The sequence below is a fragment of the Enterococcus saigonensis genome, from assembly GCF_011397115.1.
In the GTDB taxonomy this organism is placed as follows: Bacteria; Bacillota; Bacilli; order Lactobacillales; family Enterococcaceae; genus Enterococcus_C; species Enterococcus_C saigonensis.
The window spans coordinates 453,643-467,540 of sequence record NZ_AP022822.1 but is presented as its reverse complement, the minus strand read 5'-3'; the positions used below and the strand labels follow the sequence as shown (position 1 = coordinate 467,540).

The following is a 13,898-nucleotide window of genomic DNA, read 5'->3' as shown; positions in this document are numbered from 1 at the left end:
TACTGAAATTTTTCTCATTTTACAAACTCGTGAATTTTTTTTAATTATTCCTCAATATAAAAGCATCTACCTTTGTGAAGGCATTTTATTTTAACTACGATTAAAAAAAAGCGACCTGTAAAGACAGGTCGCTTTCTCTTGTAACGTATTAACAGTGATTTTTACTTTTTTAAGACCAGTTCATCATTTGAATTGGAAAATGAAAATCATTGTTTTTCAAGGCAAAAAATTATTAAATTTTAATTTAATACTTTGGCCAAAAAGTATTTTTTCTTACCTTTTCTGATAACAACGAATTTTCCTTCGAAATGATCAGATGGTGTTACGACAAAATCTAAATCAGTGATACGATCACCGTTAATACTTATAGCTCCATTTGAAACATCTTCCCGCGCTTGGCGTTTAGATGGTTCAATTTTTGTTGCTACTAATAATTCCACAATATTTTCAGGATTATTGGAAATTTCGACTGTTGGCATTTTGCCAAATCCCTGTTCAATTTCAGTAGCATTTAAATCTTTGATATTACCAGAAAATAGTGCTTCGGTAATTTTTTGCGCTTCTTTTAAATCTTCTTCGCTGTGAACAAAGCGCGTAACTTCTTCAGCCAAGCGACGTTGCGCTTCCCGTTTTTCAGGTTCGGATGCAACTTTTTGGGTTAATTCATCAATCTCTTCTTTATCTAAGAAAGTGAAGAATTTTAAGTATTTAATGACATCACGATCATCTTGATTTAACCAAAATTGGTAGAATTCAAATGGTGAAGTTTTCTTAGGATCTAACCAAACAGCGCCTCCAGCAGTTTTACCAAATTTAGTTCCGTCTGCTTTTAGCATTAAAGGAATTGTTAAACCAAACGCTTCTGCTTCAGGTCCTTCTAATTTTCGAATTAAATCAAGACCAGCGGTAATATTTCCCCATTGATCGGCACCACCGATTTGAAGTTGAACATCAAATGTTTTGAATAAATGTAAAAAGTCGATAGATTGCAAGATTTGGTATGTGAATTCAGTAAAGGAAATCCCCACTTCCAAACGGCTTGAAACAATATCTTTTGCCAACATTGTGTTAATGTTGAAGTTTTTACCGTAATCTCTTAGAAATTCCAACAATGAAATTTTGGATAACCAGTCAAAGTTATTTACAAAACTAATATTCGCATCTTTACCAAATAACTTACGCATTTGATTTGATAACGCGTCGACATTATGTTGGACCGTTTCCATTGTTTGCAAAGTTCTTTCTGTTGTACGTCCACTTGGATCACCAATTGTTCCTGTTCCACCACCGATTAAAATATAAGGACGGTGGCCCGCCAATTGAAATCTTTTCATCATCATGAAAGGAATTAAATGTCCAATGTGCATGGAATCACCAGTTGGGTCCACACCACAATAAAGCGCAATGCTCTTTTCATCTACGAGTTTACGTAGACCTTCTTCATTGGTTTGTTGGTTGATGGCATCCCGCCATGTTAATTCATCAATAATATTCATTTTATTGACCTCCGTCTATATTTATGAAAGCAGTAAACTGCTGGCATAGCAAAATTAAATTATGTTATTAAAAAATGATTTTTATTATGCGTTTTTTATCTGCTCGTGATTTTTATAAAATTTGGAGTATAAAAAAAGTCCCTTGGCAATTTTGCCAAGGGACGAAAAGTCGCGGTACCACCCAAATTATATGCTTATATTAGCATATCACTCAAACATTTAACGCTGTCGCGTGGCTTTACGCCAAGACTCCAGAAGTGTAATTCACACAGATAGCATGTACTGGTTTACAGCCCCACCAGCTCTCTTTAACAGCGGCTATTGTCCTACTTCGTTTCCATCGCAGTCATCATTTATTAATGTGACTACATCATAAGACTGGAATATCTGTTTGTCAACAAAAAATACGTTATTTTTTTCATAATAACAAAATACCTCTACAAAAAAAGGAAGAAAAATCTCAGTATTTATTCCAATGTCATAGCATAAATATTCACCTTCAAAGCCTTAAGACCGTTTTCTATTTTGCTCGTTTTCAAGAAAAAAAATTCTTATGTCATTTAAAATAAAGTCTATATAAAATAACAAAAAAAATATTATATAAAAACAATTATTTTACTTAATAATTAAAAGAGACACCAAATTTATGTAGCACGCCGAATTTTTTATCGGAACAAAAATTCTCTTCTAAAACCTAATAAAGCTAAAAAGCTGAAAGATATATCTTCCAGCTTTTTAGCTTTAGAGCGTATTCTATTCTTTACCCGTAGCACGTTGAATCGCTTTGACAATTTCCACAATCGGAATAATGGCAAAAGATGAACCTACGACTATTCCCCATTGGTACAAATCAAGATGAGCCACACGGAAAATATCATTTAATCCTGGCACCACAATAATTACCATCATCAAGAAGAATGAAAGTAAAATTGCCCAGTTAAATGTTTTATTGCGGAATGGTCCTACTTTAAATAAGGATTGGTGAACAGATTTCACATTAAATGCATGGAACAACTGCATCAAACCTAGTGTCGCAAAAGCCATTGTTAATGCATCACTATGAATTGCTTCATATGTTGCATGGACTGGCCATTGAATCGCAGACCAATAAACAAATAAAACCGTAGCAGCTTCTAAAATACCTTGATAAATAATACTTGAAAACACGCCGCCAGAAAACAAGTTTGAATTACGACCACGCGGTTTATGACTCATTAAATCTTTTTCAGCAGGTTCCATCCCCAAAGCAATAGCAGGGAATGTATCAGTTACTAAGTTAATCCACAATAAGTGGATTGGCAACAACGTATCCCAGTTTAACATCGTAGCAATAAATAACGTTAACACTTCACCTAAATTGGCTGCCAACAAGTATTGAACAGCTTTTTGAATATTAGAGAATACTTTTCGTCCTTCTTCAACAGCAACAACAATCGTTGCAAAGTTGTCATCTGCCAAGACCATATCAGAAGCACCTTTTGAAACTTCTGTACCTGTAATCCCCATACCTACACCAATATCTGCTTGTTTTAAGGCTGGAGCATCATTGACACCATCACCTGTCATGGCAACAACTTTACCTTCTTTTTGCCATGCTTTTACGATCCGTACTTTATGTTCAGGCGATACACGAGCATAAACAGAATAATGAGCAACTTTTTGTGCAAATTCATCGTCAGACATTTGATTTAATTCTGCCCCTGTTAAAACAGCATCATCATCACCAGCTTTAATAATACCAAGACGTGCAGCAATTGCTTCAGCTGTATCTCGATGGTCCCCAGTAATCATAATCGGACGAATACCAGCTTCTTTGGCCACCTTAACAGCATCTGCTGCTTCTGAACGTTCTGGGTCAATCATGCCGACTAAACCGGCAAAAATCAAATCATTTTCAACTACTTCTGATTCTAAGTCACTTGGAATAGCAGCAACATATTTATAGGCCATTCCTAAAACACGCAAAGCTTGTTTTGCCATATCTTTGTTATTGCTCAATATTTTCTGTTCTTCAGCATTTGTCATAGGTTTTACTTCGTCAAACACTTGATATTGTGTGCAACGACCAAGTAAAACATCTGGTGCTCCTTTAACGGCAACTAAATAACGACCATCTGCTTCTTTGTGAATTGTTGACATCAGTTTACGGTCAGAATCAAAAGGTAATTCTGCTACTCGTGGTTCTACTGCGACTTTTTCAGTTACATTAAAGCCTTGATCTTGACCGAATTTTACAAGAGCTGTTTCAGTTGGATCACCAATTAATTCGCCTTCTTGACTAAATTTCGTATCATTTGCGTAGTTCATAATCTTAAGAGCCATATTGTTATCTGGAATATGTTCAGATGATGGATATTGTCGGTCATTAGTGTATAACTTTTCTACCGTCATTTGATTCAACGTCAAGGTACCCGTTTTATCAGATGCAATAATATCTGTCGAACCTAATGTTTCTACCGCTGGCAATTTACGAATAATAGAATTGCGTTTGGCTAAAACTTGTGTACCTAAAGCTAAAATAATTGTCACAATTGCTGGTAAACCTTCTGGAATTGCAGCAACAGCTAAAGATACAGAGGTTAATAACATATCCATCCAAGGTGTTCCATTAATGATAGTCCCAAATAAGAACATAATCACGGCAATAACTAAAATTGCAGCTGTTAAGAATTTACCTAAATGATTCAAGTTGTTTTTTAGTGGTGTTTCAGTTTCATCAGCAGCAGCCAACATACCTGCAATTTTACCTACTTCAGTATTCATCCCTGTATTAACAACAACACCTTTACCACGACCATACGTAACATTACTATTAGAGTATGCCATGTTAATGCGGTCACCAATACCAATTTCGTTACCTTCTAAAACTATTAATTCTTTTTCAACCGGAACAGATTCACCAGTTAAGGCTGCTTCTTCAATTTTTAAAGAGCTAGCTTCAATCAAACGCATATCAGCGGGTACAACATCTCCTGCTTCTAACAATACAATATCGCCAGGTACAAGATCTGTACTCTTAATTGATAAGGCATGACCGTCTCTTATAACGTTTGCATTTGGCGTTGACATATCTTTCAAAGCTTCAATTGCAGCTTCCGCTTTTGACTCTTGCACAACACCCATAACTGCATTAATAATCACAACTAATAAAATGATAATGGAATCAACCGGCTCATGGGGTGCAGAAATAATGGCAGCAACCAGTAAAACCAAAATCATCAAGTCTTTGAATTGTTCAAAGAACTTTTGAGCCATTGATTTTTTCTTGCCTTCTTCCAGCTCGTTTTCACCGTATTCATTTAGACGCTTTTTGGCTTCTGCGGCACTTAGACCGTCAGCAGTTGCATCTAACTCTTTTAGAACCTCATCTGGCGTTTGGGAATAAAACGCTTGGCTCAACTGCTGTTTTTTGTTTTCTTCTGACAATTTTGTTCCTCCTTTGAAATTATCCTCCACAAGTCAGCTAAAAAAAATAGACTTGTGTATGTGCATAACATACATAAGTCTCACTAATTAAGGCAACACCAGAAAGTAAATTTCGGTTGGTGATGTTGCCACAGCTTATGCTGCTAGTTACTCCCTCATGAAAACATATAAATACAAGAAACATTATATAGTAGATTGTAGACTTGAGCAAATACTTTTCACAAAAATCCTTGATGTAACAGAATTACTGCACTGTTTTTTCGTGTATCTTCACAAAAAATATTCTAAAAAATAGCATGCTGTTTACATTTAAAAAATATAAACAGCACGCTTATTTTTAAGCGATTATTGAACCGTTTGGCATTTGTTTTGGTGCTTGCACAATCGCCAGGTTCCCTTTTTCATCTTCAGCAGATAAGATCATACCTTGACTTACTTGTCCCCGCATTTTCCGTGGTTTCAAGTTTGCCACAATCACAACTTTTTTACCGATTAAAGCTGTTGGATCTGGATAAAATTCTGCGATTCCAGAGAGAATTTGCCGGTCTTGGCTGTCACCGGCAGCTAAACGAAATTGTAATAATTTGTCTGCTCCTTTGACTTTTTGGCAATCGATGACTTCTGCAACTTTCAACTCAACTTTATCAAAATCATCGTATTTAATTTGCTTATCTTTAACAGAAATCAATTCCGTTTCTTCTGGATCCCATTTGACAGCTTCTTCAGGACTCGTTACACCTTCGGTCATTTTCTTTTGGATATACGCAACTTCTACTTCCTGATCCAAGCGTGGAAAAATTGGTGTCCCTTTTGCCACAACTTTTGTATCCCGCGGAAACTCTCCAAAACGTAAATCTTTCAAATCCATTGTCTCTGAATCCAAACCTAATTGTTGAAAAATTTTCTTCGGCGTTTCGGTCATAATCGGCTGCAATAAAATCGCCGCAATACGCAAGCTTTCAGCTAAATGCACCATGACACTATGAAGTTCATTTTTACGTTCTTCATCTTTTGCTAATACCCACGGTTCGGTCTCATCAATATATTTATTAGCACGGGAAATCAACGTCCAAACTTCAGATAAAGCCACACTAAATTCCATTTTATCCATCGCTTGATGATAACGCCCTACAACATTTGCCGCGGTTGTTGACAGTTCACTATCAAAAGCCGTCACTTTTGAAGCATATGCTGGTACATTTCCTTCACAATATTTATTAATCATTGCAATTGTCCGATTCAATAAGTTTCCTAAATCATTCGCTAAGTCATAATTTACTCGCGCAACAAAATCTTCAGGAGTAAAGACACCATCAGAGCCAAAAGGCATTGCCCGCAATAAATAGTAACGCAGTGCATCTAAGCCATAACGTTCAACTAGCATTTCAGGATAAACTACATTTCCTTTTGACTTACTCATTTTGCCGTCTTTCATTAACAACCAACCATGACCAAAGATTTTTTTAGGCAATGGTAAATCTAATGCCATTAACATAATCGGCCAATAAATAGTGTGGAAACGAACAATTTCTTTACCTACCATGTGCACATCTGCTGGCCAATACTTGTCAAATAAGCTGGTATCTTCTGAACCATAGCCTAAAGCTGTAATATAATTAGATAATGCATCAATCCAAACATAAACGACATGTTTTGGATCAGACTTCACAGGAATTCCCCATTTAAAAGTTGTCCGTGAAACTGCCAAATCTTCTAAACCTGGTTTAATAAAGTTATTAATCATTTCATTTTTTCGTGACTCAGGTTGAATAAATTCTGGATGTTCGTTGTAATATTCTAATAAACGATCAGCATATTTGCTCATACGGAAGAAATAAGATTCTTCTTTAACCAATTCCACTTCATGTCCGCTTGGAGCTTTACCGCCAATCACTTTTCCTTCTTCATCACGGTAAACTTCTGCTAATTGTGTTTCTGTAAAGTATTCTTCATCAGAAACAGAGTACCACCCTTCGTACTCGCCCAAGTAGATATCTCCTTGGGTTAATAATTGGTCGAATATTTTTTGAACAGCAGTTTTATGATAGTCATCAGTAGTCCGAATAAACTTATCGTAACTAATATCCAGTGTCTTCCATAATTTTTGAATATCAGCGGCCATCTTATCCACATAAGTTTGCGGTTCAACACCTAATTCTAACGCTTTTTTTTCAATTTTTTGACCATGCTCATCAACACCCGTTAAATAAAAAACGTCAAAGCCCATTAAACGTTTGTAACGAGCAACGGCATCACAAGCGATTGTGGTGTATGAATTCCCAATATGCAATTTGCCGCTGGGATAATAAATTGGTGTCGTAATATAAAAAGTTTCTTTTCCAGCCATGGATTTTCCTCCTAGTAATAAAAAAGTTAAATGACTCCTCTTGAAAATACTGTTGTAAAATAAATCAGACATTTTAAATGGCTGACAACAGTAACTCCTCTAAGTTTTTCACGCTAATTTTTAAATACACATCACGTAAATGATTCTTAGCTAGTATACCACAATTCCAATTTTCTTTAAGTGCTTTTCCTTGTAAAAAACATTCGCAAAATCATTTTTGGCAGATTTCGTCGCCTCAAAAAAAGTTTTTTTGGTATAATGAAAGGGATTAACGAAATTGAGGAAAATAATATGACTAAAAAACATCGTCTTCTAATAGCAGTAGTTACCGTTTTGACGCTCTTTCATATGATATTTTGCGCCTTTTACAACCGCTTGTACGGCTATTTTAATTTACAAGATACCTTGCAACTTTTTTTAACAACAACATTCATTCTACGGGGGGCTCTCCTCGTCATTATTGCTATTTTAGGACTTGTTAGCTTGAATGATCACGACAGCAAAGTAACCCCTTTTTACCTGATTTTCTTTTTATTCAATTTAATTATTCCATTTATTTTTAATTAAAGTAGAGGTGAGCGGTTTATGCCAGAGTTTGCAACATTCGCAGAAGAAAAACACTATTATGAACAAATTGCCACCGAAGAAGAGTTTCTCCAGTGGTATAAAAAACAAGATCACCCAGAATACGAAAAGCCCTCTTTAACTGTTGATATGGTTTTAATGTGTTACAACAAAGAAGAAGATCAATTGAAGATGCTTTTAATCAAACGAAAAAGCCATCCTTATCGTAATTCGTGGGCACTACCTGGTGGTTTTGTTATGCCTAATGAATCAACAGACGACTCGGTTTTACGCGAAACACTAGAAGAAACTGGCGTGGAAATTTCCAAGTCAAATATTGAACAGCTCCATACTTTTAGTACGCCTAATCGTGATCCCCGCGGTTGGGTCGTGACAGTTAGCTATTTGACTTTTATCGGAGAAGAACCGCTAAGTGCTGGCGATGATGCCGATGAAGTCCGCTGGTTTGCGATGGAAAGAAAAGGCAGTGAGCTTTATTTAACGAGTGGGCAAGATGTTGAGATTATTTTAAATTTGAAAACCGGTATTTCTTCTGGTAGTGATTCTTTAGCATTTGATCATAGCCAAATTGTCCTCAAAGCTTTTAAACGCGTAGCCGAAAAAATGGAACATGAGCCCCGTGTCTTACAAGTTTTAGGTCCTACTTTTACCATTACTGAAGCACGCAAAGTTTTTGCAAAATTTTGGGGCATGGATTTTAAAAGTATCGATCATTCCAACTTCAAAAAAGCCATGCTACAATACTTCGATGAAATTGGCGAAAAACCATTAGGAATTGGACGTCCATCTAAAATTTATCGCTTAAAATCTGAGGTTCTTCTCGCGAAATTTTGATAACAAAGAAAATGATTCTTTCTCCTTACATTCTTCTTATCAAGAAAATACACGTAGCCGTTTTTAGGGACAGTTTTTGTCTAAACCTGTCTAAAAGGGCTACGTGTATTTTAATTTATTACTAATCTTCTGTTATCTCTTCAAAGTCACCAATTCGTTTTGACATGATAATATCTGGTTTAAACCAACCATTTGCATCGGGTATCACACCGGTAATTTGATAGCCCATCTTTTCATAAAAACTATAGGGGTGATTCTTTAAATTTTTAATTTGAGCAATTGTGTCAAAAAGATCATGATACAAATTCACTTGACTTAAAGTTGTTTCATCATTTTCATCATCAGTACCTAAATAAATCGTGATTCCCCCACGAGATGCAATTTCAGACTCTAAAAAAGACACTAAGCGAGCTCCGATTTTTTGGCGTCTAAAATCAGATCCGACAACTAACGGACGCATCTCCCATCCTGTTTGTCCGTATTGTGGGATTGCACCAATGAAACCAACTAATTCATCATCTACTAAAGCAGCAACCGCAATCCGCTCTGGTGCTAATAATTTTTCAACTTCGGCTTTTGCTGTTTGTTTATAGTCTTTCGGCCAAGTTTTCGCTAAAAGATCCGCCAACTGGTCTTTTAAAATTCGATTATCTCGTTCAAATTCTGTAATTAACATTGGCATACGCCTCCTGTAGTATTATAGGTAGTTTACCAATAATTAAAAAATGTCGGAAATAAAATGTCTTTAATTATGTAAAAATAAAAATAGCCAGCAATTAATACTGCCAGCGTACTTTACTATTTAATTGAAAAAAGTTGGGACAAGGTCAATCTTATTTTTGTCCCAACTATAGAATTTTACCTTTTATTTTCATAAAAAGCCTTATATTATTTTAAGCCCGTTGCTTTTGTTCTTGCATTTTTTTACTGCGTAGTTGACCACATGCCGCATCAATATCCGTTCCATGTTCTTTACGAATGACACAATTAATGCCGTTGCGTTTCAAAATATCATAGAACCGTAAAACGTCTGCTTTATCGCTGCGAGAGTATTGGTCGTGCTCACTGACCGGATTATAAGGTATCAAGTTAACATAAGCTAATTTTTTCTTATCTTTTAGCAAATCCGCTAATTCTTGAGCATGGTGCGGACGATCGTTGACATTGTTTAACATGATATATTCAAATGTAACCCGTCGATTGGTTTTTTCAATATATTCATCAATAGCTTCCATTAACACTTCAATCGGATAACTTTTATTGATACGCATCATAGAACTTCTAACTTCATTATTGGGGGCATGTAAGGAGATTGCCAAATTAACTTGCAAGCCATTATTCGCAAATTCTTTGATTTTGCGTGCTAAACCACTGGTCGAAACCGTGATATGGCGGGCGCCAATGGCCAGGCCTTTAGCATCATTAATGACTTGAATAAAGTTCATGACATTCTCGTAATTATCAAATGGTTCGCCAATTCCCATCACGACGACATGTGAAACACGATCTCCTTTGCCTCGTTCATCAAAATAATGTTGGACTAACATTATTTGTGCGACGATTTCTCCAGTAGTTAAATCCCGTTGTTTTCTTAAAAGACCACTGGCACAAAAAGTACAACCAATATTACACCCTACTTGGGTCGTCACACAAACAGACATTCCATACTCTTGTCGCATTAACACCGTTTCAATCATTAATTTATCCGGTAACTCAAATAAATATTTAACAGTTCCATCACTAGCTTCTTGTACAACCAATTGTTTTAACGGATTGATGACAAAATATGCTTCTAATTTTGCGATTAAATCTTTAGACAAATTAGACATCTGACTGAATTCCGCTACTCTTTTTTCATAAAGCCATTCCCAAACTTGAGTAGCTCGAAATTTCTTTTCGCCATTTTCAATAAACCAATTAATCAGTTCTTCTTTATTCAAACCATAAATTGATGGTTTCATTGTTGGTTTTTTCACAATTTTACCCCTTTTTGACAGATTCGTTCCATACTATAACAGATTTCTCTGCTTCTTTTCAATAAGGGCAGGATTTTTTTATTCAAATACAAAGAGTTTTAACAATTTTGATCCGTAAAAAAGTAACCCCGTGAACAAATTAGGTTGGCCTGAGGCTTGACTCTTATTTATAAAAAATAACCACATTGTTTATTAAGCATTTATCTGTTTACTAGTTTGCAATAAATAATAATCTTAAATAAATTGTGGTTATTTTCTAGATTGGATTAAATTAAGCAGTCACAGCTTGGTATACTTTGCGGAAATAAAAAACGCGCGCAATTAAGTAGTAAATAATTTGAATGACTACAAAAACACCTAAAACTTGCCAACCTGCCAATTGCATTCCCAGATTAAACATATGATACATTGCTGTTAACGCTATTGCACCATGAACAACTGAAACAATAATTGGAGTAAAAAACAAAATACCAATTTGCTGATAAATCATTTTCTTTAATTCTTTTTTTGCTAATCCCATTTTATAAATCATCTTGAATTTTTCAATATCTACATCCATGTCACTGTACAGGCGGAAGTACAAGAAACTTCCCGCAGAAACAAAAAAGACAATTCCAATAAAAATTCCCACAAATAAAATAGGGGCAAAACTTTGTATGATTGTGTCTTTCATAAATTCTACAGAAACAATATCTTTATTTTTTTCTACTGCTTTTCCGACTTTAATTTGGTCATTAATACTAGCATCAGGGTTAAACCAATAAACATAATGATTGGCTTTGTAATCATTAAATGCCACTTGATCATTGACCACATAAGTTGGTATAAATGTACTTAAAATAGTTGTATCAACTTCTTTTACAACTTTTAACTTAGTGCCCGCAACGGTTACTGCACTTGTCGAGGCAGCATTTTCCACACCGGAAGAGTCTTTTAGTTGTATTGCTTCACCTGCTTTAGGTTGTAAAATGGCTGTTTTTGCAGCTCTTGCTAGTTTAGTGTATTCCCTTTGGCTAATAACTTGGATTTTTTCACCCGTATACACTGTTACTGGGACTTCATCTGATTGAATGTCATATTTTTGTAACGCATTGTTAACGGCATTTACAGATGACTCTTTTGCATCTAAAGCTTGAAAGGCATACGGCGTTTCATCCATACTCCCCACGATTAGCTGACGGAAACCATACAACGAACCAATTGCAGAAAAAGCTACTGTAGAGATGATAGCAACTAAAAAGAAAGAGCGAGCATTATCTTTCATTCGAAAAGCAAGATCTGAGAAAACAACCATATTAGTCTTTTTCCAAAAAATTTTATCGTTCTTTCGCAATTTTTCAATTACCCAAACACTTAATTGATCAAATAAAAATTTCGTACCAACAATGACGACAAAAACCACTGGTAAAAAGACGACGAAAACGCTGGCACCTGGCGCTAATAACGCAGTTGCATAACCTGCGGCAAGCAACAATATTGCAACCCCACTTTTTAACGGTGAAATTTTAAAAGTACCTTTTCCAAGTTCACCAGCCTTTAATAACGTTTGAACATTTAATTTAGGTAAACGGAATTGAATAACAAATGAAATGATAAAAAACAAAGCCATAAAGGCCACAACCGTTAATACTAGCGCTTGAGTTGGAAAGTAAAAACCTAGATCAATCCGCATCAAAAAGTTAGATAACCATAAAATGAACTGAGAAAATAAAATTCCCACGACGCTACCGCTAATTGTAGCAAAAAAACCAATTACAATGTTTTCTATAAAAACCATTTTTCGTAATTGTTTTGGACTCATCCCTTGAATCATTAATAGACCAAATTCTTTTTTACGAGATTGCAAAAAAACATCCATGGAATAAAGGACAAAGAAAAATGCAAAGCCGTAAATAATAATGGCAGCCCCTAACATACCGATTTGCGCTTGTGAGTTTAAAGCATCTCCTCCTAATTTAGGATGAAAAGCAAAAACACTAAAAGTAAAAAAAACCATCACGGCAAATAATGTACTTAAGAAATAAGCGAGATATAAGTGTTTGTTGCGCATCGTATTACGCACAACGAATTGTCTAAAATTCATTGTCAACCCCCTCAATCGCGGCTAATTCCTCCATAATTTGATTATAAAATGCTTGTTGGTCATTTTGCCGTCTAATTTCATGGACTAATTTACCATCTTTAATAAATACGATTCGTTCACAATAGCTTGCTGCTAAAGGGTCATGGGTTACCATTAGTATCGTAGCTTTTTCCTCTTCATTTAACTGTTGTAATAAACCCATCACATCTTTTGACGATTTAGTGTCTAAGTTTCCGGTTGGTTCATCAGCTAAAACCAATTCCGGTTGGTGAATCATCGCTCTAGCAACAGCTACCCGTTGTGCCTGACCACCAGAAATTTCAGCAATACGTTTTTTTAATAAATTACCAATTCCTAGTCTGGTTGCAACTTCTTTTACTTGGCGTTTCATCACAGCCACTTTTTCTCCATCAAGTGTGAGTGGTAAAACAATATTTTCTTCTACTGTTAAAGTTGGTAACAAATTGAAACTTTGGAAAACAAAGCCCAATTGATTACGCCGAAAAGCAGCAATCTCTTCTTGATTTAACTGATGTGGGTCTTTACCATTTAGCAAAATTTTACCACTTGATGGTTCATCAATAGTGGCTACTAAATTTAAAAAGGTTGATTTTCCACTACCTGAAGGGCCCATGATTCCGATAAACTCGCCATCATTTACTGTTAAATCAATTCCCTTTAGCGCTTCATATTTCATAGTTTCCCCATAAATTTTACGTAAATTTTCAACTTGTAACATTTTTGCACTTCCTTTGTTATCAGTGTTTGTTAGAAATACGTTGTCTGCGTTTGCTATTCGAGCCAGTTTTTAACTACCTATTTAGGTTACGAAACTTTTATATCTCTGGGAATGGATAAGGCTAACAAGACCCTAACACTTTTGTTAGCCACCGTATTGCATCAAGGTTTTACACTTTTCCTAAAAAAAGACCTGAAAATAATCTTTCAGGTCTTTTTTCTATGAAAATTTTAAAACTTCATTTTTCTTTATTCTTTTGTTTCTGCTCGTAATGCTCCAACTTTTCGTGAGCATTACGAGCCAGTGTATTCCCACCGGCAGCCCCACCATTACGAGTTAATTGCGTCAATTTACGCAATAAATTAATCAAAAAATATTTCATATCTCACACATTCTTTCACAAAAAAATTAC

General features: G+C 35.4%; 10 protein-coding genes and 1 other annotated feature. Of the genes, 2 read left to right on the top strand and 8 right to left on the bottom strand.

The features are described from left to right. Positions 1-239: 239 nt before the first annotated feature. From tyrS to metG, 3 genes are all read right to left on the bottom strand, one after another. Positions 240-1,496 carry a tyrosine--tRNA ligase gene (gene tyrS / locus EsVE80_RS02110; protein ID WP_173102251.1) on the bottom strand — a complete coding sequence of 419 codons (1,257 nt, stop codon included), beginning with the start codon at positions 1,494-1,496 and terminating at the stop codon, positions 240-242. 154 nt (positions 1,497-1,650) lie between these two features. After that, positions 1,651-1,849 (bottom strand) — a binding site (T-box leader). A gap of 400 nt (positions 1,850-2,249) precedes the next feature. After that, positions 2,250-4,922: a cation-translocating P-type ATPase gene (locus tag EsVE80_RS02105; RefSeq protein WP_173102250.1), complete on the bottom strand. Its 2,673-nt coding sequence runs from the start codon at positions 4,920-4,922 to the stop codon at positions 2,250-2,252. Between the two features lie 337 nt (positions 4,923-5,259). Continuing rightward, positions 5,260-7,269 (bottom strand): methionine--tRNA ligase, encoded by a 2,010-nt coding sequence (metG, locus tag EsVE80_RS02100; protein WP_173102249.1) that lies wholly within the window; start codon positions 7,267-7,269, stop codon positions 5,260-5,262. 291 nt (positions 7,270-7,560) lie between these two features. Between metG and EsVE80_RS02095 the strand changes: the two genes are divergently transcribed. Both EsVE80_RS02095 and EsVE80_RS02090 read left to right on the top strand, forming a co-directional pair. Next, positions 7,561-7,836: a hypothetical protein gene (locus EsVE80_RS02095; protein ID WP_173102248.1), complete on the top strand. Its 276-nt coding sequence runs from the start codon at positions 7,561-7,563 to the stop codon at positions 7,834-7,836. 18 nt (positions 7,837-7,854) lie between these two features. Continuing rightward, entirely contained in the window at positions 7,855-8,688 is an 834-nt protein-coding gene (locus EsVE80_RS02090; protein ID WP_173102247.1) for an NUDIX domain-containing protein, read from the top strand. A gap of 121 nt (positions 8,689-8,809) precedes the next feature. On the opposite strand, the gene aac(6') is transcribed toward EsVE80_RS02090, so the two are convergent. From aac(6') to EsVE80_RS02065, 5 genes are all read right to left on the bottom strand, one after another. After that, complete coding sequence (aac(6'), locus tag EsVE80_RS02085) at positions 8,810-9,364, bottom strand: aminoglycoside N-acetyltransferase AAC(6')-Ii (protein ID WP_173102246.1); 555 nt, start codon at positions 9,362-9,364, stop codon at positions 8,810-8,812. Positions 9,365-9,581: 217 nt separating this feature from the next. Then, positions 9,582-10,649 carry a 23S rRNA (adenine(2503)-C(2))-methyltransferase RlmN gene (gene rlmN / locus EsVE80_RS02080; protein ID WP_173104104.1) on the bottom strand — a complete coding sequence of 356 codons (1,068 nt, stop codon included), beginning with the start codon at positions 10,647-10,649 and terminating at the stop codon, positions 9,582-9,584. Between the two features lie 286 nt (positions 10,650-10,935). Beyond that, positions 10,936-12,747: an FtsX-like permease family protein gene (locus EsVE80_RS02075; RefSeq protein WP_173102245.1), complete on the bottom strand. Its 1,812-nt coding sequence runs from the start codon at positions 12,745-12,747 to the stop codon at positions 10,936-10,938. Beyond that, on the bottom strand, positions 12,737-13,486 hold the full coding sequence (locus EsVE80_RS02070; protein WP_173102244.1) for an ABC transporter ATP-binding protein: 750 nt from the start codon (positions 13,484-13,486) through the stop codon (positions 12,737-12,739). The genes EsVE80_RS02075 and EsVE80_RS02070 overlap by 11 nt, the downstream gene beginning before the upstream one ends. Positions 13,487-13,724: 238 nt before the next feature. Next, positions 13,725-13,868 (bottom strand): hypothetical protein, encoded by a 144-nt coding sequence (locus EsVE80_RS02065; protein ID WP_173102243.1) that lies wholly within the window; start codon positions 13,866-13,868, stop codon positions 13,725-13,727. Positions 13,869-13,898 lie beyond the last annotated feature (30 nt).

Excerpts from the sequence above, each read along its gene's own strand:
- EsVE80_RS02090 (WP_173102247.1), top strand. The coding sequence starts at position 7,855 with ATGCCAGAGTTTGCAACATTCGCAGAAGAAAAACACTATTATGAACAA.
- EsVE80_RS02070 (WP_173102244.1), bottom strand. The coding sequence starts at position 13,486 with ATGTTACAAGTTGAAAATTTACGTAAAATTTATGGGGAAACTATGAAA.
- rlmN (WP_173104104.1), bottom strand. The coding sequence starts at position 10,649 with ATGAAACCATCAATTTATGGTTTGAATAAAGAAGAACTGATTAATTGG.
- tyrS (WP_173102251.1), bottom strand. The coding sequence starts at position 1,496 with ATGAATATTATTGATGAATTAACATGGCGGGATGCCATCAACCAACAA.
- EsVE80_RS02075 (WP_173102245.1), bottom strand. The coding sequence starts at position 12,747 with ATGAATTTTAGACAATTCGTTGTGCGTAATACGATGCGCAACAAACAC.
- metG (WP_173102249.1), bottom strand. The coding sequence starts at position 7,269 with ATGGCTGGAAAAGAAACTTTTTATATTACGACACCAATTTATTATCCC.
- EsVE80_RS02095 (WP_173102248.1), top strand. The coding sequence starts at position 7,561 with ATGACTAAAAAACATCGTCTTCTAATAGCAGTAGTTACCGTTTTGACG.
- EsVE80_RS02065 (WP_173102243.1), bottom strand. The coding sequence starts at position 13,868 with ATGAAATATTTTTTGATTAATTTATTGCGTAAATTGACGCAATTAACT.